The organism is Roseomonas sp. CCTCC AB2023176 (assembly GCF_042259275.1).
GTDB lineage: Bacteria > Pseudomonadota > Alphaproteobacteria > Acetobacterales > Acetobacteraceae > Roseomonas.
Map to the genome: position 1 here is coordinate 4,592,759 of NZ_CP170086.1, position 22,549 is coordinate 4,615,307.

The window sequence follows — 22,549 nt, forward strand, 5'->3', positions numbered from 1 at the left end:
GGGCACGTCCGTGTCCGGTCGGGCCGTGCGCGACGAGCGCGAGTGCCGGTCTGCGGGTTGGTTCGTGCGCGGGAGGCAGGCGGGGAGCGGCGTGCGCGGCACGGGCCGCGACCGGGGTCGCGCCGGGAAGCGGGGTTCGATCCGCAGGCTCGCGCCGGGGTCACGGCCAGTTCCGGCGGAGCGACGGGTGGATGGTGCGGCGTCCCGCGGCCATGCGGTGGAGGCGCTTGAGGGTGGTGATCGTGTCGCGGAGGCGGGCGCGCCAGTCGCGGTCGCGCTCGCCGGGGCGTTGCTGCCAGTCCTTGCCGAACGCCATTCCCATCGTTCGCACGGCTTCGGACAAAAGCTGGTCGGGGAGGAGCCAGTAGGGGCCCGGGAGGGCGGATTGCAGGCCGAGGCGCTTGATCAGGAACAAGAGACGCAAGCCTCCGAGACGCGCGGCGCGGCGGCAGGCGCGGACGATGAAGTGCTCGATGCGGCGGAGCGGGTGATCCGGTGAGAGTTCGGGCCAGGCGAGGCTCTCGAGGAGGGCGTGCCAGAGGCCGCCATGGGTGAGGCGGCGGAAGAAGCGGGAGACGGTGTCGGGCTTGCCGTAGACGTCGGGGACCTCGCGCCAGGGGATGCCATAGCCGCGGCAGGCCATGTGGAAGATCGCGTCCATCCGCGCCCGGAGGTCGCCGACCTGCCGGCCTTGCGGGGCGCGGCGCCAGACGTAGGGCAGGAGGGCGCCCCATTCGGTGTCGGAGAGGGGGGACCAGGGGCGGGGTGGGGTGAAGGGAGCGCCCGCGGGGCGGAGGGGGATGGCGGGCATGGGCGCGGTCCTCCGTCATGCAGAGGCCGTTGTAGAGGAAGTAAAAGCTAGGAATCAAGGAAAATAGAGCTAGTTCGGCGCTTGTGGCTGCGCCTCGGATGCGGGGGGCGGCGTGCGCCGGGCGTGGTGGTCGGCGACGGCGCGGGCGTGGGCGAGGAGGAGGCGGCGGCCCTCTCGGTCCAGGCCTTCCCAGAGGTGGAGCAGTTCGGTCCTGGCCGCGTCGGCACGGAGCGGGCCCGGCGGCGAGGGGCGGAGGATCAGCACGGGGCGGCGCCCCGGAACGCGACGGGGGGGATCGGAGGGAGGAAAGGTGGGCGGGCGAGGAGGTGCGGGGAGAGAGGGCGCGGGGGGACGAGGCGGGTCTCGGCGGGCGGGGTCCGGAGGCGCGGCGGGGGCGGGGCGGGCGTCGGGTCGGGAGCGGGGATCTCGGGGGTGGGGATCTCGGGGGCGGCGAGGCGGCGGAGGAGCGGAAGCGGCGGGGTGACGGTCGGGCGTGCGGGGAGGGCGCGGGAGAGGGCGATGAGGGCGCCGACGGTGCGGGCGGCCTCGCGCTCGGCGAGCGGGAGGGGCCAGGCGGGGTGGTGGAGGGCGAAGAGGGTGGTGGCTTCGTCCCAGGCCTGGGCTTCGGGGACGCCGCGCGAGAGGGCGGCGCGGTAGGTGCTGGCGGCGGACCGGGCGGCCGGGAAGTCGAGGTCCGGCGGGGGGGCGTGGGTGTCGGTCGGCATGCAGGGAAGGTAGGGGGACGCGAACGAAAAGTGAACGATTCGTTCTGTGGATAAGCTGTGCCGGGGGTGTGGAAAACGGGGATGAGGCTCGCGGTGGCTGTCCCCTGCCCTGCCGGAAGCCGGTGGGGCGCGAGAGTTGGAGGAGCGCGCGGCGGGGATGCGCGGGGGTCAGGCCGCGGGCTTGGGGATGGCCTCGATGATCACGAAGGACTCGGCATAGGGGTATTCGTCGGTCATGGTCAGGTGGACTCGGGCCTCGTGGCCGGGCGGCGTGAGGTGGGCGAGGCGGGCGGCGGCGCCCCCTGTCATGCGCATCGTCGGCTGGCCGGAGGCGAGGTTCACGACGCCGAGGTCGCGGAGGAAGACGCCGGCGCTGAACCCGGTGCCGAGGGCCTTGGACGCGGCCTCCTTCGCGGCGAAGCGCTTGGCGTAGGTGCCGGCGCGGATCCTTTCCGTGCGGCGTTCGGCCTTGGCGCGCTCGATGTCCGTGAAGACACGGGTGAGGAAACGGTCGCCGTGGCGCTCCATCGTGCGCTCGATGCGGCGGATGTCCACGATGTCGTTGCCGATGCCGAGGATCATGGGGAGTGGTGCGCTCCGTCCGGGGGCGAACGCGTCGGGGCGTGGTGCGTCACGCGAGAGCAGTGGCCGGTGGCGTGAGGCCGAAGACGTCGAAGAAGTTCCTGGCACTCGCGGCGAGCCAGTCGGGCGGCGCGGTGGCGAGGGCGCCAGCGACAACGGAGCGGTCGAGGGTCGCGATCCTGTCGAAGCGAACGACCGACCGGACCTTTAGGCCGGTGCCCGGCGTGGGGTCGATCGGTGCGATGTCGGGGCCGGAACGCGGCACCGAGGTGACGAAGCGGACGACGAGGTCGGCGCGGCGGTCATTGTCGCGCGAGGCGACGAGGGCGGGCCGCCGCTTGTCGCCGGAAAGATCGGTGAAGGGGAACCGGGTCAGGAAGATCGTGCCGGAGGGGAACACCTAGCCGGGCCGGTGGTCGGGGCGGCGCAGGTCGGCATCGGTGTAGAGGTCAGGTTCTTCGGCGAGCCAGTCGGAGGCGCGGCCCGCTTCGGCCAGTGCTGCCATTGGGATGTCGTCCCGCGCGGCTTCGACCTCGGCGACGACCTGCACGCGCGGGCGCGGGGCGATGCCGCGGCGGGCGAGCCCGGCGGAGACCTGTCCGGCTTCGGTATTCAGGGCGATCCGGGGCATGGCGCGCTCGCTTCCAAGGTCAGGATGGCTAAGGCCACGATAGCACGGGGAGGTCAGGCCCGCGCGCGTTCGACCTGCTCGATGCCGGAGCAGGCGCGCAGCGCCGCGATGACGTTGGACAGGTGGGGAAGGTCGCGGACCTCCACGTCCACGTTCAGTTCGGAGTAGTCGGTCGCGCGATGCATGAAGCGAAGGGACTGGATCTTCGCGTCCTGCTTCGCGATGGCGGTCGTGAGGTTGGGCACCGCCATGTCCTCCCGCGTCATGACGACGTGGAGGCGCGCGACGTGTTCGCCGGCGGCGCCGGGCTGGGCGTCCCAGTCCACGTCCATGAAGCGTTCGGGGGTGGCGGCGAAGGCTTCGAGCGTCTGGCAGCCTTGCTTGTGGATCGTCACGCCGCGGCCGGTGGAGACGATGCCGACGATCGAGTCGCCGGGGACGGGGTGGCAGCAGCCCGCGAAGTTCACGGGCGTGCCGGCGACGAGGCCGGTGATGCCATGGGCGACGTCCCTTCCCTTCCCCGTGCGGCTGGGCAGCGTCGTGGAGCCAGGCTTGCCGCGGGCGCGGGTGAGCGGGAGCGCGTCGAAGGCGGATGGGCGCGGAGGGCTGCGCAGTTCGGGGTAGACGGCGTGGAGGACGTCCTTCGCCGTGACGAAGCCGTTGCCCACGGCGACGAGCAGGTCCTCGTAGGTCTGCTGCTTGAGGGTCTTGAGGGCGGGTTCCACCGCCTTTTCCGAGAAGTCCACGCCTTCCTGGCGGAAGGCGCGGGAGATGGCCTGGCGGCCGTTCTCCCGCGCCTCGTCGCGCTGGCGGGCCAGGACGAAGCGGCGGATGCGGGCGCGGGCCTTGCCCGTGACGACGAAGCGTTCCCATTGCGGGTTGGGCGTGCCGCCGCGGGCCGTGATGATCTCGACCTGGTCGCCGTTCTCCAGCTGATGGCGAAGGGGGACGATGCGGCCGTTGATCTTCGCGCCGACGGTGTTGTCGCCGACCTGGGAATGGACCTGGTAGGCGAAGTCCACGGGGGTCGCGCCCTTCGGCAGCGCGATCAGGTCGCCCTTCGGGGTGAAGCAGAAGACCTGGTCCTGGTGGAGTTCGAGCTTGGTGTTTTCCAGGAAGTCCTGCGCCTCGCCGGCGTTTTCTAGGATGTCGAGGAGGGCCTTCACCCAAGGGTAGCGCTTGCGGTCGCGGCCGGGCTCGACGGCGCCCTCGGGTCCCGTCTTGTAGATCCAGTGCGCGGCGACGCCGTATTCCGCGACCTCGTGCATCTCGGGCGTGCGGATCTGGACTTCGATCTTCGCGTTGTGCCGCGCGGGGACGGTAACGCCGGTGTGGACGGACTGATAGCCGTTGGGCTTGGGCGTCGAGATGTAGTCCTTGAAGCGGCCGGGCACGACGCGATAGGCGGAGTGGATGACCCCGAGCGCGGCGTAGCAGTGGGCCTTGGTGTCGGTGACGACGCGGAAGGCCATGATGTCCGACAGCTGCTCGAACTCGACCTTCTTCTCCCGCATCTTCATCCAGATGGAGAAGGAGGACTTCTCGCGTCCCTGGATGTCGAGGACGGGGACGTCGTTGGCGGCGAGTTCGGCGCGCAGGTCCTGCGCGATCTCGGCGATGAGGTCGGCGCCCTGGCCCCGCAGGTAGGCGAGGCGGGCGGCGATGGTCTGGGCGGCGTCGGGTTGCAGTTCGCGGAAGGCGAGGACCTGCAGTTCCTCCTTCAGCGCGTCCATGCCGATGCGTTCGGCGAGGGGCGCGTAGATCTCCATCGTCTCGCGGGCCGTGCGGTGGCGGCGGTGTTCCTGCGGGACGAAGTGGAGCGTCCGCATGTTGTGCAGGCGGTCGGCGAGCTTGACGAGGAGGACGCGGATGTCCTCGGACATGGCGAGGACGAGCTTGCGGAAGTTTTCCGCCTGTTTCGTTCGCTCGCTCTGCAGTTCCAGCCGCGTCAGCTTCGTGACGCCGTCGACGAGCTTGGCGACGGTGGAGCCGAAGCGGGCCGTCAGTTCGGGGAGGGTGAGGCCGGTGTCCTCGACGGTGTCGTGGAGGAGGGCGGTCGCGATCGTCGCGGCGTCGAGGCGGTAGTCGGCGAGGATGTGGGCGACGGCGAGGGGGTGGCCGATATAGGGATCGCCGTTGTCGCGCTTCTGGTCGCGGTGGGCGCGTTCGGCAGTCTCGTAGGCCCGCTCGATGACGGAGACGTCGGTGCGGGGATCGTAGAGGGCGACGAGGGCGGCGAGTTCGCGGCCGGCGTCAGGGCCTGGATCGACGAAGGGGTCGGTGAGCGCGGACTCCGGGAGGCGCGTGGAGACGCCTTCCGGCAGCCAGGCGGGGCCGGGATGGTGGGGGGACGCGCGGTACTGGGTCACGCGTCCCCTGTGGCGGTTCGGCCGGGCGTCAGCGGCGGCCGCCGAGCTCGGCGGCGATCGCGGATTCCAGGTCCTCGGCGGACATGTCCTCGACGGACATGCCGGCCTCGTTCGCCTCGGCCTCGTTCACGTCCATGACGCCGAAGATGTTCTCGTCGGTGGCGATGAGGTCGATGACCTCCTCCTCGACGGGCTCCGGCTCCGGCGCGCGGAGGAGGGACTTGACGATGTCCTGCTCCACCTCGGCGAGGTCGATGGTCTGGTCGGCGATCTCGCGCAGGGCGACGACGGGGTTCTTGTCGTTGTCGCGGTCGATCGTCAGCTCGTCGCCGCGGGAGATGGCGCGGGCGCGCTGGGCCGCGAGCATGACGAGCTCGAACCGGTTGGGGACCTGGAGGATGCAGTCTTCGACCGTGACGCGGGCCATGGGAGGCCTCCGGAATCTGTGCGCAGGGGAGTCCCGCAGATAGCCACGGCGGGCGGGCGAAGCAAGCCTTGGGCCGTGGCTTGCGGGGAGGTGGGCGGGCCCGTCAGGCTGCGGGCATGCGCAGCCTCGCCCTCCTCTGCCTCGTCCTGGCGTTCGGACTGGCTGCGTTCGGGTATTGGGGGTTGGCGACGTCGGCGGGGCGGCACGCCTTCGACGAGATGGCGGGTATGGTGCCGGTTGCGGCCCTCCTGGCCTCGCCGCTGCTGGGGCTGGTCGCTCTTGGGCTGGCATGGGGGGCCCGGCGCCGGCGCTGACGGGGGGTTTTCAGCCATCGCCGGGGTCGAGGCGGGACGCCAGGGCTTGGTAGCGACAAGGCTTGATGGCGTCAGGCTCGGTAACGTCAGGGCATCGGGCGCATCGGCGCGGGCGGAAGCGCGTCGAGGAGGGCCTGGGCAGGCGTGTCCAGCACGGGGTGGCGCCACGCGGGCCAGACTTCCGCCAGGGGTTCCAGGACGAAGCGGCGGAGATGGGAACGCGGGTGGGGGAGGATCGGATCGCAGGCAGACCGGACGGTGCGGCCGATGGCGATGATGTCGAGGTCCAGCGTGCGGGGGGCGTTGGGGTAGGGCCGGTCCCTCCCCTCCCCGGCTTCGAGGGCCTGGAGGGCAGCGAGGAGGCGGGCGGGGTCGGCGGGGCCGCGGAGGCGGGCGACGCCGTTCACGTACCAGGGCGAGCGGGGGTCGGGGGGTCCGGTTCCGTCGCCCACCAGCGGGAGAGGGCGATCAGGCGGAGGCCGGGGAGGATCCCGTCAAGGGCGGCAGCGGCGCGGCGGCAGGTGGCGAGGGGGGCGGAGCCATCGGCGCCGGGGAGGTTGGCGCCGATGGCGACGAGGGTGTCGCTCACGCCATCAGCCGTAGCGTTCCTCCATCCAGGGGTCGCCGCGCAGGTGGTAGCCGCGGACTTCCCAGAAGCCGGGCTTGTCCTCCGCGATCAGGGTGATGCGGCGGAGCCATTTCGGGCTCTTCCAGAAATAGAGGTGGGGGACGACGAGGCGGAGGGGGCCGCCATGGACGCGTTCGAGGGGCTTGTCGTCCCAGTGCGTGGCGAGGAGGTTCTCGTCGCGGTCGAGGTCGGCCAGCGGCAGGTTCGTCGTGTAGCCGTCGTGGGATTCCATCGCGACGAAGCGGGCCTCGGGCTTCGGGCGGGCCCGCTGAAGGAGGGTGCGGACGGGGATGCCGCGCCAGTAGTTGTCGTAGCGCGACCACTGCGTGACGCAGTGGATGTCGTTGCGGCGGGTCTCCTGGGGGACCGCCATGAGGTCCTGCCAGGAGAGGGAGAGTGGAGTCTCAACCAAGCCGTCGAGGTCGAGGCGGGCCTTGGCCTCGGGGACCGTTGGCTGGATGCCGAGGTCGAGGACGGGCCAGTCCTTCACGAGGCGCTGGCCAGGGGGGAGGCGGTCGCGGTCCGGGTCGCCGTGGGTACCGGTGAGAAGGCGACCTTCCTCGGCCCAGCGCTCCTTCGTGCGGACGAGCTTGTCCTTGATGGTGCCGGCGGGGGCGGCGTCGTCGGTCATGCCGTGGAGGTGCGCCCGGAGCGGGTCCTTGGCAAGTCGGGGGCTTGGGGTGCGGGGGGCGACGCTGGGGCAGCTCGGGTTTGGCCGATCGGGCCGCGCGCGGGGCGGCGGCGTGGCGGACGGGGGCCGGGCCGCGCGGAGGTCGCCCGTGCGCTACGGGTCTGGGACCGCAGCAGCGTCAGCTGAAGCTGATGCCGGTCTCGCGGATCAGGGTGTCGAGTTCGGCGCGTTCGCGGGTGATGCGCTCGGCAAGCCCGGCGGGGTCGGCGGGGCGGGCCTCGGCGCCGATGCCGGCGAGGCGGGCCTTCACCTCGGGGTCAGAGGTCGCGGCGTCGATCGCCCCGGCGATGCGGGCGCGGATGGGCTCGGGCGTGCCGGAGCGGCAGAAGACCGCGTTCCAGCTCGTCTGGTCGAAGCGGGGGAAGCCCTGCTCGGCGATGGTGGGGACGCCCTCGATGCCGCCGCGGCGGGCGCTGGTCACGGCCACGGCGACGGCGCGGCGGCTGTCGAGAACGGGCCGGATGGAGTTCACGGTGATGATGCCGGCCTGGAGCGTGCCGGCCGCGAGGTCGCGGGCGACCTCGGCCCCGCCGCGGTAGGGGGCGTGCTCCAGCTTCACGCCGGCGCGGCGGGCGAGGAGGATTCCCGCGAGGTGGCCCGTGGTGCCGACGCCAGGGGAGCCGAAGGGCAAGCCGTCGCGGTCGGCCCGGGCGGCGGCGATCAGGCCGGGGAGGTCGGTGATGCGGGAGGCGGCGGAGGTCGCGACGACGTAGGGCGCCTCGGCGACCAGGCCGGCGGGCGCGAAGTCGCGGATGTAGTCGAAGGGCGTGTCGCGGTGGATGAACTGGGCGATCAGGAAGGAAGCCGCGTCGAAGAGAAGGGTGTGGCCGTCGGCTGGAGCCTGGGCGACCTGGCCGGCAGCGAGGGTGCCAGCGGCGCCGCCGCGGTTGTCGATGACGATCGTGCCGCCGAGGGCGGCGGCCATGCGGGGCTGGATGAGGCGGGCCATCGTGTCGGAATTGCCGCCGGCGGCGAAGGCGACGACGAGCCGGATGGGGCGGTTCGGATAGGTGCCGCCCTGGGCGAGGGCGGGCATGGGCAGGAGAGCCGTGCCCGCGAGGGCGGCGAGGGATCGGCGGGTGGCGGCGGTCCGGGTCACGGCGGTTTCCTCCCGTGCCGGGTGGGGCGCATCAGGGGAGACTATCGTCCTCCGGTCTCGCGTGTCGCCAGCTTCGGTGGGTGGCGGGTCGCCGGGCCGCGCGCCCTGCGCAGGGGCTTCGCCAGGGGCGCCTAGGTCCGAGTGCTGCGAGCCGGCTGGGCGCGTGGCCGGGGGCGTCGCGGGGACCGGGACGGGCAGGACGTCGGGTCGCAAGCGGCGCGGGCGGAGCGTTCCGGCGTCGCGGCCCGGGCCGCGGAGGCCGCGCCGATCGGGTGCCGGGGCAGGTCAGGGCGTGGCGGTCAGGGATGGGCGGTCATGGAGTGGCGGTCAGGGATGGGCGGTCAGGGATGGGCTGTGAGGAAGGCCTGGACGATGGGACCCCAGCTGTCGGAGCCGCCGGGGCCGTAGAACATGTCGTGGCCGTCATTGCCCCAGGGCGGGAGGATGCGGAGTTCGGCCTCTCCGCCCGCGGCGGTGTAGGCGGCGTGCATCCCGCGGGCGATCGCTGGGGCGAAGAAGGTGTCGTTCGCCGTGTAGATCCAGAGGGTCGGGACGCGGCGGGAGCGAGGAGCGAGGGCCCCGGCGTCGGCCATGAGGCGGTCGGGGCGGCAATTGTCGTTCGGGCGGTTGCCGCGCTGGCCGCCGCGGCCACCAGCGACGTTCACCACGGCGCTGACCCCCGGAGGGGGTCGGCGGAGACGGCGAGCGCACCCCAGCCGCCGGCGGACTGGCCGAGCACGACGATGCCGTCCTGGCGGAGGCCGGGGATGGTGCGGGCGGCAGCGATGCCGGCCGCGATGTCGCGGGCGGTCTCCCGCCCGCCGCGGGCGTAGTCCGGCGACTCGCAGGCGCCGTAGGCTTCGGACCAGGGGCCGCGATCCGCGCCGTAGCCGCGGCGGAGCGGGGCGAGCACGGCATAGCCGCGGGCGGTGAACCACCGCGCGACCTCGTGCGTGCAGGGGAGGAGGCCGTAGCGGGCACGGGCCTCGGCGCCGGTGCCGGGCGAGCCATGGTTGACGACGACGAGGCGCGCCGGCGCGCCGCCCGTGGGTCGGCAGAGGCGGGCGGGGATGGTGCGGCCGGTGCCGTCGGCCTCCGTAACGGGGACGGCGACGATGTCGGAGCCGGTGGGGAGGGGCGCGCTGGCGCAGGCGACGAGCGACAAGAGGGCGAGCGACAAGAGAACGAGAGACAGGGAAAGTAGGGCGGCGGAGCCCCGTCCGGCGCGTTGAGCCATGAGAATTCCTCGTTTCCGGCCGCCGATGAGGCGTGCCGAAGCGTAACGGAGGATAGGCCGGGCGCCGATCCGGTCTAGATTGGTGGACGTGAGTGGAATCATCGGGACGGCTGGGACCGTGACGCGGACGCGGCGCGGGGTGGGGGCGATGCTGGTCGCGGGGCTGGCGGCGGGCTGCCGGCTGCGTCCCGACGAGTCGGAGGCGCGCATCCGCGCGGGGGACCGGTTCCGCGAGGCGGCGGGGTTCGACGGGCCACGGCCCGACCCGGCGTGGTGGCGCGGCTTCGGGTCTGCCGAGCTGGATGCGCTGATGGAACGGGCGACTTCCGCGAACCTGGACCTGGCGGCGGCGGCGGCGCGGGTGCGGCAGGCCGATGCCGCGGTGCGGATCGCGGGTGCGGCGCTGTTGCCGGAGGTCACCGCGGGGGTGACGCAGGGCGGAGCCGGTCGGCCGGCGGGCGCGCCGGGCGGCTGCCGGGGCAGGACCGGTTCCAGGCCGACCTGTCCGCGGATTACGAGGTCGATCTCTGGGGGCGGGTCCGGAACAACGTCTCGGTCAACGAGTTGACGGCGCTCTCGCGGCGCTACGGCTACGTGACGGTGCTGCTGACGACGCAGGCCAGCGTCGCGAACACCTATTTCGCGATCCTGCAGGGGCGCGAGGAGTTGCGGGTCCAGGAGGCGAACCTGGCGGCGGCGCGGCGGGTGCTGGCGGTGATCCGGACGCAGGTGGAGGCGGGCACGGCGACGGGGCTGGACCTGGCGCAGCAGGAGACGGTGGTGGCGCAGCAGGACGCGGCGGTCCCGCCGCTGCGGCAGACCGTTGCCTCGAACGAGGCGGCGCTGGCGACGCTGGCGGGAACGGCCTTGCCGGCGCTGCGCGTGGGCGACGTGCGGCTGGACCGGCTGGCCGTGCCGGCCGTGGGCGCGGGCGTGCCCTCCGAGCTGCTGGCGCGGCGCCCCGACGTGCTGAGCGCGGAGGCGGACCTGCGGTCGGCGAACGCCAACGTCGCCGTGGCGCGCGCGGCGCTGTTCCCGACGGTGACGCTCTCGGCCCAGGGCGGGTTCACCTCGGCGCTGATCGGGACGCTGCTGCGGCCCGAGGCGCAGTTCTACTCGATCCTGGCGTCGCTGGCGCAGACCGTGTTCGACGCGGGGGAGCGGCAGGCGCGGGTGGAGCAGAGCCGGGCGCAGTCCGAGGAATTGCTGGCGAACTACCGGCTGACGATCCTGACGGCGCTGTCCGACACGGAAACCGCGCTGAACGCGCTGCGCGAGACGACGGAGCAGGAGCGGCTGCTGCGCGAGGCGCTGGCGCGCGCGGAACGCGCGCAGGCGATCGCGGAGGAGCAGCTTCGGGGCGGCACGATCAACCTCATTACGCTGCTGAACACGCAAACCACCGTGTTCACGGCGCGGCGGAACCTGACCCGGGGGCAGTTGCAGCGTTTGCAGGCGGCGGTGGGGCTGTTCCGGAACCTCGGCGGGGGTGGGGGCCGGGCGTGAGCGTTGCCATCCTTCCGCCGCCCGAAGGGGTTACGCCGGGATCGGCGGTGGCGACGCCTGCGACGGAGGTCCGGCGATGAACGGCGATGGATTTCCCGATGGCGCGGCGCGGGCGCCGCTACGGGACGCGGATGGGCGCGTGACGGGCGGGGCCGCGCGGGACGCGGAAGGCCGCGGCGCCGGCGTGCGGGAGACGGTGGTGGCGAAGGCCGCGCCGGCCGAGGCCCCCTCCCCTGCCCCGGCGCTCCCCCTGCTCATGATGGGCCGCCGATGACGGTGCGGCGGCGGAGCCGCGGGGCGCGGGCGCTGCGCTGGCTGCTGGTGCTGCTGGTGCTGGGCGGCGCGGGTTATGGCGGCTGGTACTGGTGGTCGCACCGGCAGGCGCCGGCGGAGCAGGGTGCGGCGGGTCCGGGACGGCGGGGCGGGGCGCCGCGGATTCCCGTGACGGTCGTGGCGGCCGAGCGGCGGGACGTGAACCTGACGCTGGACGCGCTGGGCACGGTGACGCCGCTGGAGAGCGTGGTGATCCGGACGCAGCTCGACGGGCAGCTGACGGAGGTGCTGTTCCGCGAGGGCGACGAGGTCGAGGCGGGGCAGGTGATCGCGCGGGTGGACGACCGCGCGGTGCAGGCATCCCTGGCGCAGGCGGCGGCGAAGAAGGCGCTGGACGAGGCGCAGCTGGCGAATGCCCGGAACGACCTGCGGCGCTACGAGCAGCTGGTGCGGGCCTCCGGTGCGACGCAGCAGCAGGTGGACACGACGCGCGCGCAGGTCGCGCAATACGAGGCGCAGGTCCGGCAGGACGAGGCTGCGATCGAGAGCGCTCGGACGACGCTGAGCTTCGCGACGATCCGGTCCCCCATCGCGGGGCGGGTCGGGTTGCGGCAGGTGGATGCGGGCAACATCGTGCGGGGGTCCGACACGAATGGGCTGGTGACCGTGACCCGGATGGCGCCGATGGGGGTGAACTTCACGGTGCCGCAGCAGGAATTGCCGCGGCTGCGGCGGGCGCTGACGGCGGGGCCGGTGCCGGTGGAGACGCTGCCGGCGCCGGGCGAGGCGCGGGATGCGCCGCGGTCCCGCGGGACGGTGCTGACCGTCGATAACGCCGTGGACGCGACGACCGGCACGATCCGCGTCCGCGCGACGTTTCCGAACGAGGACCGGGTGCTCTGGCCCGGGGCCTTCGTGAACGTGCGCATCCGGATCGAGGTGGTGCCGCAATCCGTGGTGGTGCCGCTGGTCGCCGTGCAGAGGGGACCGGAGGGGTCGTACGTGTTCATCGTGAAGGACGACCAGACGATCGAGCAGCGGAACGTCACCGTCGGGCAGACGACGATGAGCGAGGCGGTAATCCGGACGGGCGTGCAGGCGGGGGAGCGGGTCGTGACCTCGGGCGGGCTGCGGCTGAACAACGGGACGGCGGTCGTGGTGTCGGACGGGCCGCCGCCGGTGCGGAGCGGGGCGGGCCAGGGCGGGCCGCGGCGTGGTGGCGGAGAAGGCGGGCGCGCGGGGCGGCCCGCGAACGGCGGGAATGCCGGGGCGGCCGAGGGCGCGGGGAACGCGCCGGCGGCGGCGGCCAATCCCGCGGCGCCGAATGCCACGGCGCCGGCCGCGCCGGCGGGCGGGGCGTCCCGATGAGCGCTCGTAGGCGCGACGCGGTGAGGCGCGCCGCGTGAACATTTCGGGGCCCTTCATCGCGAGGCCGGTGGCGACGACGCTGCTGTCCATCGCGCTGCTGCTGGTGGGGCTGTGGGGGTACTTCCGGCTGCCGGTGTCGTCGCTGCCGGAGGTGGACTTCCCGACGATCGAGGTGGTGACGCAGTTGCCCGGGGCTTCGCCGGATACGGTCGCGACGCTGGTGACGGCGCCGCTGGAGCGGAACCTCGGGCAGATCGCCGGCCTGCAGGTCATGACCTCGACGTCGGGGCCGGGGATCTCGCGGATCGCGTTGCAGTTCCGGCTGGAGAAGGACCTGGACGACGCGGCGCAGGACGTGCAGTCGGCGCTGGACGCGGCGCGGGGGGTGCTGCCGAGCGGGCTGCCCTACCCGCCCGTCTATTCGAAGGTGAATCCGGCGGATCCGCCGATCATCTCGCTCGCGCTGACGTCGGATACGCTGCCGATCTCCCGACTTTCGGATACGGCGGATACCCTGCTGGCGCAGCGGCTGTCGCAGTCCTTCGGCGTGGGACGGGTGACGGTGCAGGGGAACATGCGGCCGGCGGTGCGGCTGCGCGTGGATCCGGCGCGGCTCGCGGCCTACGGGCTGACGATGGCGGACGTGCGGACGGCGGTGCAGGGATCGAACGCCAATACGCCGAAGGGGTCGCTCGACGGGCCGCGCCAGGCCTCCACCATCATGGCGAACGACCAGATCCAGGCGCCGGCGGACTTTGCCGACATCGTCATCGCCTACCGGTCCAACGCGCCGGTGCGGCTGCGGGACCTGGGCGAGGCGGTCGAGGACCTGGAGAACAACCGCAACGCGGCCTGGGTGGACGGGCGGCAGGCCGTGGTGCTGGACGTGCAGCGGCAGCCCGGCGCGAACATCGTGGACACGGTGGACCGCATCAAGGCGACCCTGCCCGACCTGACGCGGGGGCTGCCGGCGGGCATCCAGTTGATCGTCGTGTCGGACCGGACGGAGACGATCCGGGCCAGCGTCTCCGAGGTGGAGATGACGCTGGTGCTGTCCACGGTGCTGGTGGTCGGCGTGATCTGGCTGTTCCTGCATTCGGGGCGGGCGATGATCGTGCCGGCGGTGTCGCTGCCGCTGTCCCTGATCGGAACCTTCGCCGTGATGGCGTGGTTCGGGTATTCGCTCGACAACCTGTCACTGATGGCGCTGGTGATCGCGACGGGCTTCGTCGTGGACGATGCGATCGTGATGATCGAGAACATCGTGCGGCTGATGGAAGGCGGGATGCGGCCGCTGGCGGCGGCCTTCGAGGGGGCGCGCACCATCGCCTTCACGATCGTGTCGCTGACGGTGTCGCTCATCGCCGTGTTCATCCCCCTGCTGTTCATGGAGGGGGTGGTCGGGCGGATCTTCCGGGAGTTCGCCTGGACGCTGACAGCGGCGGTGCTGGTATCGATGGTGGTGTCGCTGACGCTGACGCCGATGATGTGCGCGCTGCTGCTTCGGCCGGTGCCGCACGGCGAGGAGAGCAAGGGTTGGATCGCGCGGTCGTCTGACCGGGTCTTCGACGGGCTGCTGCGGGTCTACGAGCGGGCGCTGCGCGTCGCGCTGCGCTTCGAGGCGGTGACGCTGCTGGTGGCGCTGGGGACGGTGGCGCTGACGGTGTGGCTCTACATCGTCATTCCCAAGGGGTTCCTGCCGGAGCAGGATACGGGGATCGTGCAGATCACGACGGAGGCGCCGCAGGACGTCTCCTTCGCGCGGATGTCGGAGTTGCAGCGCCAGGTGGCGGAGGCGGTCCGGGCCGATCCGGGGGTGGAGAGCGTCGTCTCCATCGTGGGGTCGGGGACGGTCAACGCGACGCTCAACACGGGGCGGATCACGGCGGTGCTGCGGCACCGGGAGGAGCGGGACGGGGCCGTTGCGATCGTCGCGCGGCTGGGCCCGCGCCTGGCGCAGATCCCCGGGATCGTCGCGGTGATGCAGCCGGTACAGGACATCCAGATCGGGGCGCGGGCGGCGACGACGGCGTACCAGTACACGATCTCCGACGCGGACGGGGCGACGCTGCGCGACTGGGCGCCGCGGGTGGAGGCGGCGCTGCGTGCGCTGCCCTGGATGCGGGACCTGACATCCGACCGGCTGCAGGACGGGGTGCGGATCGCGGTGGACGTGGACCGGCTGCGCGCGGGGCGACTGGGTGTCACGATGCAGGCGGTGGACGACGCGCTGTACGACGCCTTCGGGCAGCGGCAGATCTCCACCATCTATGCGCAGAACAACCAGTACCGGGTGATCCTGGAGGCGTCGCAGGACTTCCTGCAGGACCCGGAGCGGCTGCGGCTGCTGCGTGTGGCGGGGTCTTCCGACGGGACGGCGACGCAGATCCCGCTGGGGGAGATCGCGCGGATCGAGCGGCGGAGCGGGGCGCTGCTGGTGTCCCGCGAGAACCAGTTCCCGGCGGTCACCTTCGGCTTCAACCTGGCCGAGGGGGTGTCGCTAGACCGGGCGGTGTCGGGGATCGCGCGCGCCGAGCGGGAAATCGGGATGCCCGATACGGTGATCGGGCGCTTCGCCGGGGATGCGGCGGAGTTCAACACGGCGCTGCAGTCGCAGCCCTGGCTGATCCTGGCGGCGGTGATCGTGATCTACATCACCCTGGGCGTGCTCTACGAGAGCGTGGTGCACCCGCTGACGATCCTGTCCACGCTGCCGTCGGCGGGGATCGGGGCGCTGCTGGCGCTGATGCTGTTCGACCTCGACCTCTCGGTCGTCGGGATCATCGGGATCCTGCTGCTGATGGGGATCGTGAAGAAGAACGCGATCATGATGATCGACTTCGCGCTGGAGGCGCAGCGGGAGCGCGGCGCGGCGGCGCGGGATGCGATCATCGAGGCCTGCCTGCTGCGGTTCCGGCCGATCACGATGACGACGCTGGCGGCGCTGCTGGGGGCGCTGCCGCTGGTGCTGGGGCAAGGGGCGGGGAGCGAGCTGCGGCTGCCGCTGGGCGTGTCCATCGTCGGCGGGTTGCTGCTGAGCCAGTTCGTGACGCTGTTCACGACGCCTGCGGTGTTCCTCGGGCTGGAGAGGGTGCGGGGCTGGTTCCGGCCGGGTGAGGCGACGCCCGATCGGCCGACGACGGTGGCCGCGGAATGAACCAGTCGGCGGCGAGCCTGTCGGCGCCCTTCATCCGCCGGCCCATCGCGACCTCGCTGCTGGCGATCGGGATCGCGCTGATCGGGATCTTCGCGATCTTCAAGCTGCCGGTCGCGGCGATGCCGCGGGTGGACATCCCGACGGTGGTGGTCACGGTGAGCCAGCCCGGGGCCAATCCGGAGACGATGGCCTCGACCGTCGCGGCGCCGCTGGAGCGGCGGATCGGGACGGTGCCCGGCGTGACGGAGATGACGTCGTACTCCGCGCTGGGGTCGTCCACCATCGTCGTGCAGTTCGACCTGGGGCGGACGCAGGCGAGCGTCGCGCGTGACGTGCAGGCGGCCATCAACTCGGCGCGGGAGGACCTGCCGAGCGGGCTGCCGAACCCGCCGCGCCTGCGGCGGATCAATCCCGCCGACTTCCCCGTGATGATCCTCGCGATGACCTCCGACACGCTGTCGGGGACGCAAGTCTATGACGCGGCCGATACCATCGTCGCGCAGCGGCTGGCGCAGGTGGCCGGCGTGTCGCAGGTGGATGTCAGCGGCGGCGACCAGCCGGCGGTGCGGGTGGCGGTGGACCCAGCGGCGGCGGCGCGGGCCGGGGTGTCCCTGGAGCAGATCCGGGTGGCCATCACCCGAGCCAACGTGACGCAGCCGCTGGGGATGCTGGAGGGGCCGGAGCAGGCAGCGATGCTCTGGACCAACGACGCGATGCGGGTCGCGGCGCCGTACCGGGACGTGGTGGTGCGGGCCTCGGGCGGGGCGATCGTGCGGCTGTCGGACGTCGCGGAGGTGACGGACGGGACGCGGAGCCGGCGGCAGGCCGGGTGGTACAACGGCAAGCCGTCCGTGCTGCTGATGGTGCGCAAGCAACCCGATGCCAACGTCATCGACGTGATCGACGGCATCCGGGCGGCGATCCCGCGCATCCAGTCCTGGGTGCCGTCGGGGGTGGACGTGCACGTCATCACCGACCGGTCCACGACGATCCGTGCCAGCGTGCACGAGGTGCAGCTGACGCTGGCGATCTCGATCGCGCTCGTCGTGCTCGTGGTCGCGGTGTTCCTGCGGCGGACCGCGCCGATCCTTGCGGCGAGCGCGGCGGTGCCGCTGTCGCTGCTGGGGACGATGGCGGTGATCTGGTGGCTCGGGTTCTCGCTGAACAACCTGTCGCTCATGGCGCTGACGATCTCCGTGGGCTTCGTCGTGGACGACGCGATCGTCATGATCGAGAACATGGCACGGCACCGGGAGCGCGGGCTGGCCCCCTTGCAGGCGGCGATGGCGGGGGCGCGGGAGATCGGCTTCACCGTGCTGTCCATCACCGTCTCCCTCATCGCCGTGTTCATTCCGCTGCTGTTCATGGGCGGGCTGGTCGGGCGGCTGTTCCGCGAGTTCTCGGTGACGCTGGCGGCGGCGGTCGCGATCTCCGGCGTCGTTTCGCTGACCCTGACGCCGATGGTGGCGGCCTGGCTGGAGCGGGACCGACCGCCGAAGCCGCCCTCCCTCCTCGCGCGGTGGTTCGAGCGGGGGATGGAGGCGACGATCCGCGGCTACATCCGGACGCTCGCGGTGGCGCTGCGCTGGCGGCGGACGATGCTGCTGGCGACGCTCGCGCTCGCGGCGCTGAGCGTGTGGCTCTACGTGCAGGTGCCCAAGGGGTTCCTGCCGCCGCAGGATACCGGCGTGCTGACGGGGAACACCCAGGCGGCGCCGGACACCTCCTTCGCCACGATGGACCGGTTGCAGCGGCAGGTCGTGGACATCATCCGCGCCGATCCCGCCGTGGTCGCGGTTTCCGCGAGCGTCGGCAGCAATGGCGGGGCCGGGTCGTCCAACCGCGGGCAGTTGTTCGTCGCGCTGAAGCCGTTCGAGGAGCGGGGGCTGACGGCGTCGCAGGTCATCGACCGTCTCCGGCGGCCGCTGAACACCATCCCCGGCGCGGGCGTCTTCCTGCGGCCGATCGAGGACATCTTCGTCGGCGGGCGGCAGACGGCGGGGCGGTTCACCTACGTGCTGCTCTCCGCGGATCTGGAGGAGATGCGGCAATGGTCGCTGCGGATGGCGGATGCCATGCGCGGCATCCCCGGCGTCAACGACGTGTCGTCGGACCAGGACCGGTCGGGGCTGGTGACGCAGGTGGTGATCGACCGCGAGGCCGCGGCGCGGCTGCAGGTGGACATCTCCGAGGTCACGCAGACGCTGAACAACGCGTTCTCGCAGCGGCAGGTGTCGACGATCTACGGGGCGCGGAACCAGTACCGCGTCGTGCTGGAGGTGGATCCGGGGCTGCAGAACGGGCCGCCGGACCTGACGCGCGTCTTCGTGCCGGGGGCGGGGAACACGCAGGTGCCGCTATCGGCCGTGGCGCGCGTCGAAGCGACGGCGGCGCCGCTGGTGGTGACGAAGCAGGGCGGGTCGCCCGCCGCGGCGATCTCCTTCAACCTCGACGACGACATGCCGCTGGCGGAGGCGCGGGCGCGGATCATGGACCTCGAGCGCTCGATCGGCCTGCCCGGTACGATCCGGTCGCAGTGGGGCGGGACGGCGGCGACGGCGCAGGCCTTCAACAAGGACATGCCGCTGCTGATCCTCGGGGCATTCTTCGCGATCTACGTGGTGCTCGGCGTGCTCTACGAGAGCTACGTGCACCCGCTGACGATCATCTCGACGCTGCCGACGGCGGGGCTGGGGGCCTTGCTCGCGCTGTTCGTGACGGGGTCGCAGCTGACGATCATCGCGCTGATCGGGATCATCCTGCTGCTGGGGATCGTGAAGAAGAACGCGATCATGATGGTGGACTTCGCGCTGGAACATGAGCGCCACCACGGGGCGTCGAGCGAGGAATCCATCCTTCTGGCGTGCCGGGAGCGGTTCCGGCCGATCCTGATGACGACGCTGGCCGCGCTGTTCGGGGCGATCCCGCTGGCGATCGGGTTCGGGACGGGCGGGGAGCTGCGGCAGCCGCTGGGGATCACGATCATCGGGGGGCTGATCGTGTCGCAGGTGCTGACGCTCTACACGACGCCGGTGGTGTACCTCGCGCTGGATCGCATCCGGTGGCGGGATGCGCAGCGGCAGCCGGACGCGCTTCCCGCGGCGGCGGAGTAGGCACCCGGTATCCGCTACGGCGGGCGGGCGCTACTCGCCCTTGTTCCGCATGACGCGGGCCTTGTCGCGCTTCCATTCGCGGTCGGCGATGGACTGGCGCTTGTCCGCCTTCGTCTTGCCCTCGGCCAGGCCAAGCGTGACCTTCGCGACGCCGCGGTCGTTGAAGTGGATGTCGAGCGGGACGAGGGTCGCACCTTCGCGCGTGACGGCGCCGGCGAGGGATTCCGCCTGCTTGCGGTGCAGCAGGAGCTTGCGCGGGCGCCGCGGCTCGAAGCGGGAGACGACGGAGCCGGCCTGCCATTCGGGGATGTAGCAGTTGAGGAGCCACATCTCGCCGTCGCGCTCGCCGGCATAGGCCTCCGAGAGGGTCGCGCGTCCCGCGCGGAGCGACTTCACCTCGGGTCCAAGGAGGACGATGCCGGCCTCCACCGTATCGAGGATCTTGTAGTCGAAGCGGGCCTTGCGGTTCTGCGCGGCGAGGCCGTGCGAGATCAGGCCCTTCTTCTTGGGATCTGCCATCAGGAGGTCAGTTGAGCAGGCCGGCCTGCGTCATCGCGGCGCGGACTCGGTCCTTGTGCGCGGCGGCGACGGGGGCCAGGGGCAGGCGGCAGTGCTCGGTGGAGCGGCCGAGGAGCGAGGCGGCGTACTTCACAGGGCCGGGCGAGGTCTCGCAGAACATGGCGTCGTGCACGGGGGTCAGGCGGTCCTGGATGGCGATGGCGTCGGCGATTCGGGCGTCTTCCCAGGCATCGTGCATCTCGCGCAGCGCGCGTGGCGCGATGTTGGCGGTGACGGAGATGCAGCCGACGCCGCCGGCGGCGCGGAAGGCGAGCGCGGTGTGGTCCTCACCGGACAACTGGCAGAAGTCGGGGCCGCAGGCGGACTTGGTGTGGAGCGGGCGGGTGAGGTTCGCGGTCGCGTCCTTCACGCCGACGATGTTCGGGTGCCTGGCGAGGCGGGCCATCGTCTCGACCGTCATGTCCACGACGGAACGCGGCGGGATGTTGTAGATGATGACCGGCAGGTCCACGGCGTCGGCGATAGCGGCGAAGTGGAGGTAGAGGCCCTCCTGCGTCGGCTTGTTGTAGTAGGGCGTGACGACGAGGGCGGCGTCGGCGCCGGCCTGCTTCGCGTGGCGGGTGAGGCTGATCGCCTCCTCCGTGCTGTTGCTGCCCGTGCCGGCGATGACGGGGACGCGGCCCGCGGCGGCTTCGACGCAGATCGCGACGACGCGGTGGTGTTCGTCGTGCGAGAGGGTCGGGGATTCTCCGGTGGTGCCGACGGGGATGAGGCCCTGCGTGCCTTCGGAGACCTGCCACGCCACGAAGTCGCCGAAGGCCTTCTCGTCCAGCGCGCCGTCGGGCGTGAAGGGCGTGATGAGCGCGACGAGCGATCCCTTGAACATGGGGGGCGGCGTTCCTGGACGGTGCTGGCCGGCTTGGGCCGGGTGGGGGCGGCCCCCTCGGGCCCGGTGCGGACCGGCGATATGGGGTACGGCCGACCCGGTTACAGGCGGGGGCGGACGGCACAAGGGCGACGGCCCGTGGGGGGGCGTCGCCCTGACCGCTGCGGGCGGGCGGTTCGCCGGACGTTTTCGGCGCGGGACGGTGCGGCGCGGGATCGTGTAGAAGGGCGGGGATGCGGAAGATGCTGCTCGCGGGCGTGGCCGCCCTTCTCATGACGCTGCCGGTGGGTGGGGCCTCGGCGCAGCCCTGGGCGACGGAGGGGCAGAAGGCGGCGGGGCGGGCGGCGCTGGGCCTGGCCAATGGCGGGCGGTTCCCGCAGGCGGACGCGGCCGCGCTGGGCGCCGATCCGCTGGTGCGGAAGATCGTGACCTGGCTGCGGCTGGCGCAGCGGGGGCAGGCGACGTCCGGGGAGCTCGTGGCCTGGCTGGCGGAGAACCCGGACTGGCCGCTGCCGGAGACGATGGCGCGGCGGGCGGAGGAGGCGCTGGCGACGGACCCGGACGATTCGCGGGCCCTGGCGCATTTCGAGCGGGTGCCGAACCGGACGCTGGACGGGGCGCAGCGGCATGCGGACGCGCTGAGCCGCGCGGGGCGCGCGGGCGAGGCGGCGGCGGTGCTGCGCAACGCCTGGGCGGCGGGGTTCGGGGATGCGGCGGCCGAATACACGTTTGCCGAGCGCAACGCGGCGGCGCTGACCGCGGAGGATCGCTGGCGGCGGTTCGACCGGGCCTTCCTGGCGCGGGATACCGCGGCGGCGATGCGGGCGGCGGGGTTCGTGGATCCGGCGCGGCGGGCTGTCGCGGATGCGCGGCTGGCGATCGCGTCGGACCGGGCGGAGCCGGTGGCGGCGTCGGACGACCTGGGGATCCTGGCAGCGAGTGCGGGGGCCTTGCGGCGGCGGGGCGCGGACGCGCAGGCGGCGGCGGTCTGGGCGGCGGCAGCGCCGTTGCAGCGGGACCTGACGCCGGACGCGGCGCGGGGGATCTGGACGGAGCGGCAGGTCCTGGTGCGCCGGCTGCTCCGGGCGGGGGAGGATCGGCTGGCCTATCAGGTCGCGGCGGCGCATGGGCAGCCGGGGCCGTCCGAGGCGCGGCAGGAGGCGGAGTTCCTCGCGGGGTTCGTCGCGCTGCGGCGGCTGAACGAGCCGGCGACGGCGGCGCGGCACTTCGCACGGGTCGGGGAAGGCAGCAGCAGCGTCATCACGCGGGCGCGGGCGCTGCATTGGGAGGCGCGGGCGACGACGGATGCGTCGCGGGCCCGGGCGCTGCACGAGGGCGCGGCGGCCTGGCCGACGGCGTTCTACGGGCAGTTGTCGGCGCTGGCGCTGGGGGAGACGACGGCGCAGTTGTCCGCGCGCATCCGGGCAACGGTGCCGCAGCAGCCGAGCGCCGAGGCGACGCGGCTGTTCCCGGAGCGGGAGTTGGTGCAGGCGGCGGTGGCGCTCTACGACCTCGGGGATGCGCGGCGGGCCCGGATCTTCCTGCTGCGGCTGGAGGAGTTGTCGCCCGACGCGGCGGACCGGGTGCTGATCGCGCGCCTGGGGAACGCGATGGGGCGGCCCGATCACGCGGTGTGGGTGTCGCGACGGGCGGGGGTGGATGGGGTGATGCTGCTGCCGGAGGGTTGGCCCGCGCCCTATCCGATGGCGCCGGACATCCTGGAACCCGCGATCGCCAACGCGATCACGCGGCAGGAGAGCAACTTCGAGGCGGACGTCGTGTCCTCGGCCAATGCGCAGGGGCTGATGCAGCTGCTGCCGGCGACGGCGGCGGCGACGGCGCGGGCGATGGGGATCCCGCACCAGGTGGGGTGGCTGCGGACCGATCCGGCGCACAACATCCGGCTGGGGTCGCGCTACCTCGCGGACCAGCTGGCGCGGTTCGGGGGAACCTCGCGATCGCTGCGGCGGCGTACAACGCGGGGCCGGCGCGGGCGGCGGAATGGACCTCGGTGAACGGGCTGCCGGGGGAAGGCGTGGACGTGGTGGACTGGATCGAGCTGATCCCCTTCAGCGAAACGCGGAACTACGTGCAGCGCGTCGTGGAGAACGTGATGGTCTATCGCGCGCGGTCCGACGCGACGGCGGGGTTGGAGCATCCGCTGGCACGGTTCATGACGGCGGGTGCGGGCCGCTGAGCGTGGGGCCGCTGAG

25 protein-coding genes are annotated in these 22,549 nt (G+C 72.6%); 9 read left to right on the forward strand and 16 right to left on the reverse strand.

Annotated features, from left to right (window positions below; translation table 11 throughout):
* Positions 1 to 160: 160 nt before the first annotated feature.
* The 8 genes from ACE7GA_RS22995 to rpoZ form a co-directional block, all read right to left on the reverse strand.
* Complete coding sequence (locus ACE7GA_RS22995) at positions 161 to 811, reverse strand: transposase (protein ID WP_376092113.1); 651 nt, start codon at positions 809 to 811, stop codon at positions 161 to 163.
* A 69-nt stretch (positions 812 to 880) separates the two neighbouring features.
* Positions 881 to 1,075, reverse strand: a complete 195-nt coding sequence (locus tag ACE7GA_RS23000) for a hypothetical protein (RefSeq protein WP_376092116.1) — start codon at positions 1,073 to 1,075, stop codon at positions 881 to 883.
* Complete coding sequence (locus ACE7GA_RS23005; RefSeq protein WP_376092119.1) at positions 1,069 to 1,536, reverse strand: hypothetical protein; 468 nt, start codon at positions 1,534 to 1,536, stop codon at positions 1,069 to 1,071. Before ACE7GA_RS23005 ends, ACE7GA_RS23000 begins: the two co-directional genes overlap by 7 nt.
* A gap of 168 nt (positions 1,537 to 1,704) precedes the next feature.
* Positions 1,705 to 2,118, reverse strand: a complete 414-nt coding sequence (acpS, locus tag ACE7GA_RS23010) for a holo-ACP synthase (RefSeq protein WP_376092122.1) — start codon at positions 2,116 to 2,118, stop codon at positions 1,705 to 1,707.
* Between the two features lie 49 nt (positions 2,119 to 2,167).
* The gene (locus ACE7GA_RS23015) at positions 2,168 to 2,518 is read right to left on the reverse strand and encodes a type II toxin-antitoxin system PemK/MazF family toxin (protein ID WP_376092124.1); all 351 of its coding nucleotides are present in this window, start codon (positions 2,516 to 2,518) and stop codon (positions 2,168 to 2,170) included.
* Positions 2,519 to 2,749 (reverse strand): hypothetical protein, encoded by a 231-nt coding sequence (locus ACE7GA_RS23020; protein WP_376092127.1) that lies wholly within the window; start codon positions 2,747 to 2,749, stop codon positions 2,519 to 2,521.
* Between the two features lie 53 nt (positions 2,750 to 2,802).
* Positions 2,803 to 5,118 carry a RelA/SpoT family protein gene (locus ACE7GA_RS23025; protein ID WP_376092130.1) on the reverse strand — a complete coding sequence of 772 codons (2,316 nt, stop codon included), beginning with the start codon at positions 5,116 to 5,118 and terminating at the stop codon, positions 2,803 to 2,805.
* Positions 5,119 to 5,146: 28 nt separating this feature from the next.
* Positions 5,147 to 5,545 carry a DNA-directed RNA polymerase subunit omega gene (gene rpoZ, locus ACE7GA_RS23030; protein WP_376092133.1) on the reverse strand — a complete coding sequence of 133 codons (399 nt, stop codon included), beginning with the start codon at positions 5,543 to 5,545 and terminating at the stop codon, positions 5,147 to 5,149.
* Positions 5,546 to 5,661: 116 nt separating this feature from the next.
* Here rpoZ and ACE7GA_RS23035 point away from each other — a divergent pair, with 116 nt between their 5' ends.
* The gene (locus tag ACE7GA_RS23035) at positions 5,662 to 5,859 is read left to right on the forward strand and encodes a hypothetical protein (RefSeq protein WP_376092136.1); all 198 of its coding nucleotides are present in this window, start codon (positions 5,662 to 5,664) and stop codon (positions 5,857 to 5,859) included.
* 86 nt (positions 5,860 to 5,945) lie between these two features.
* On the opposite strand, the gene folK is transcribed toward ACE7GA_RS23035, so the two are convergent.
* From folK to ACE7GA_RS23065, 6 genes are all read right to left on the reverse strand, one after another.
* The gene (gene folK, locus ACE7GA_RS23040; protein ID WP_376092139.1) at positions 5,946 to 6,266 is read right to left on the reverse strand and encodes a 2-amino-4-hydroxy-6-hydroxymethyldihydropteridine diphosphokinase; all 321 of its coding nucleotides are present in this window, start codon (positions 6,264 to 6,266) and stop codon (positions 5,946 to 5,948) included.
* A complete protein-coding gene (locus tag ACE7GA_RS23045) occupies positions 6,263 to 6,448 on the reverse strand; it encodes a hypothetical protein (RefSeq protein WP_376092142.1) in 186 nt (61 codons plus the stop codon). Before ACE7GA_RS23045 ends, folK begins: the two co-directional genes overlap by 4 nt.
* A 4-nt stretch (positions 6,449 to 6,452) precedes the next feature.
* Complete coding sequence (locus ACE7GA_RS23050) at positions 6,453 to 7,118, reverse strand: sulfite oxidase-like oxidoreductase (protein WP_376092145.1); 666 nt, start codon at positions 7,116 to 7,118, stop codon at positions 6,453 to 6,455.
* Between the two features lie 178 nt (positions 7,119 to 7,296).
* Complete coding sequence (locus ACE7GA_RS23055) at positions 7,297 to 8,277, reverse strand: Bug family tripartite tricarboxylate transporter substrate binding protein (protein WP_376092148.1); 981 nt, start codon at positions 8,275 to 8,277, stop codon at positions 7,297 to 7,299.
* A 341-nt stretch (positions 8,278 to 8,618) separates the two neighbouring features.
* Positions 8,619 to 8,945 carry a hypothetical protein gene (locus tag ACE7GA_RS23060; RefSeq protein ID WP_376092151.1) on the reverse strand — a complete coding sequence of 109 codons (327 nt, stop codon included), beginning with the start codon at positions 8,943 to 8,945 and terminating at the stop codon, positions 8,619 to 8,621.
* A complete protein-coding gene (locus ACE7GA_RS23065) occupies positions 8,939 to 9,514 on the reverse strand; it encodes an alpha/beta hydrolase family protein (protein WP_376092154.1) in 576 nt (191 codons plus the stop codon). The genes ACE7GA_RS23060 and ACE7GA_RS23065 overlap by 7 nt, the downstream gene beginning before the upstream one ends.
* 88 nt (positions 9,515 to 9,602) lie before the next feature.
* Between ACE7GA_RS23065 and ACE7GA_RS23070 the strand changes: the two genes are divergently transcribed.
* The 6 genes from ACE7GA_RS23070 (at position 9,603) to ACE7GA_RS23095 (ending at position 18,931) form a co-directional block, all read left to right on the forward strand.
* Positions 9,603 to 10,082 carry a hypothetical protein gene (locus ACE7GA_RS23070; protein ID WP_376100579.1) on the forward strand — a complete coding sequence of 160 codons (480 nt, stop codon included), beginning with the start codon at positions 9,603 to 9,605 and terminating at the stop codon, positions 10,080 to 10,082.
* Positions 10,016 to 11,020, forward strand: a complete 1,005-nt coding sequence (locus tag ACE7GA_RS23075; protein WP_376100490.1) for an efflux transporter outer membrane subunit — start codon at positions 10,016 to 10,018, stop codon at positions 11,018 to 11,020. The genes ACE7GA_RS23070 and ACE7GA_RS23075 overlap by 67 nt, the downstream gene beginning before the upstream one ends.
* Positions 11,021 to 11,096: 76 nt before the next feature.
* Positions 11,097 to 11,294: a hypothetical protein gene (locus ACE7GA_RS23080; protein ID WP_376092157.1), complete on the forward strand. Its 198-nt coding sequence runs from the start codon at positions 11,097 to 11,099 to the stop codon at positions 11,292 to 11,294.
* Positions 11,291 to 12,661 carry an efflux RND transporter periplasmic adaptor subunit gene (locus ACE7GA_RS23085; RefSeq protein ID WP_376092160.1) on the forward strand — a complete coding sequence of 457 codons (1,371 nt, stop codon included), beginning with the start codon at positions 11,291 to 11,293 and terminating at the stop codon, positions 12,659 to 12,661. The genes ACE7GA_RS23080 and ACE7GA_RS23085 overlap by 4 nt, the downstream gene beginning before the upstream one ends.
* Before the next feature lie 34 nt (positions 12,662 to 12,695).
* Positions 12,696 to 15,818, forward strand: a complete 3,123-nt coding sequence (locus ACE7GA_RS23090; RefSeq protein WP_376092163.1) for an efflux RND transporter permease subunit — start codon at positions 12,696 to 12,698, stop codon at positions 15,816 to 15,818.
* Positions 15,815 to 18,931, forward strand: coding sequence for an efflux RND transporter permease subunit (locus ACE7GA_RS23095; RefSeq protein WP_376092166.1), 3,117 nt, complete (start codon positions 15,815 to 15,817; stop codon positions 18,929 to 18,931). Before ACE7GA_RS23090 ends, ACE7GA_RS23095 begins: the two co-directional genes overlap by 4 nt.
* 30 nt (positions 18,932 to 18,961) lie before the next feature.
* On the opposite strand, the gene smpB is transcribed toward ACE7GA_RS23095, so the two are convergent.
* Positions 18,962 to 19,450, reverse strand: a complete 489-nt coding sequence (gene smpB / locus ACE7GA_RS23100) for an SsrA-binding protein SmpB (RefSeq protein ID WP_376092169.1) — start codon at positions 19,448 to 19,450, stop codon at positions 18,962 to 18,964.
* A gap of 7 nt (positions 19,451 to 19,457) precedes the next feature.
* Positions 19,458 to 20,336: a 4-hydroxy-tetrahydrodipicolinate synthase gene (dapA, locus tag ACE7GA_RS23105; protein ID WP_376092172.1), complete on the reverse strand. Its 879-nt coding sequence runs from the start codon at positions 20,334 to 20,336 to the stop codon at positions 19,458 to 19,460.
* 233 nt (positions 20,337 to 20,569) lie between these two features.
* Between dapA and ACE7GA_RS23110 the strand changes: the two genes are divergently transcribed.
* Together ACE7GA_RS23110 and ACE7GA_RS23115 are read left to right on the forward strand one after the other, a co-directional pair.
* Positions 20,570 to 22,351, forward strand: a complete 1,782-nt coding sequence (locus tag ACE7GA_RS23110; RefSeq protein WP_376092175.1) for a transglycosylase SLT domain-containing protein — start codon at positions 20,570 to 20,572, stop codon at positions 22,349 to 22,351.
* Positions 22,348 to 22,533, forward strand: coding sequence for a hypothetical protein (locus ACE7GA_RS23115; protein WP_376092178.1), 186 nt, complete (start codon positions 22,348 to 22,350; stop codon positions 22,531 to 22,533). The genes ACE7GA_RS23110 and ACE7GA_RS23115 overlap by 4 nt, the downstream gene beginning before the upstream one ends.
* Positions 22,534 to 22,549: the final 16 nt, after the last annotated feature.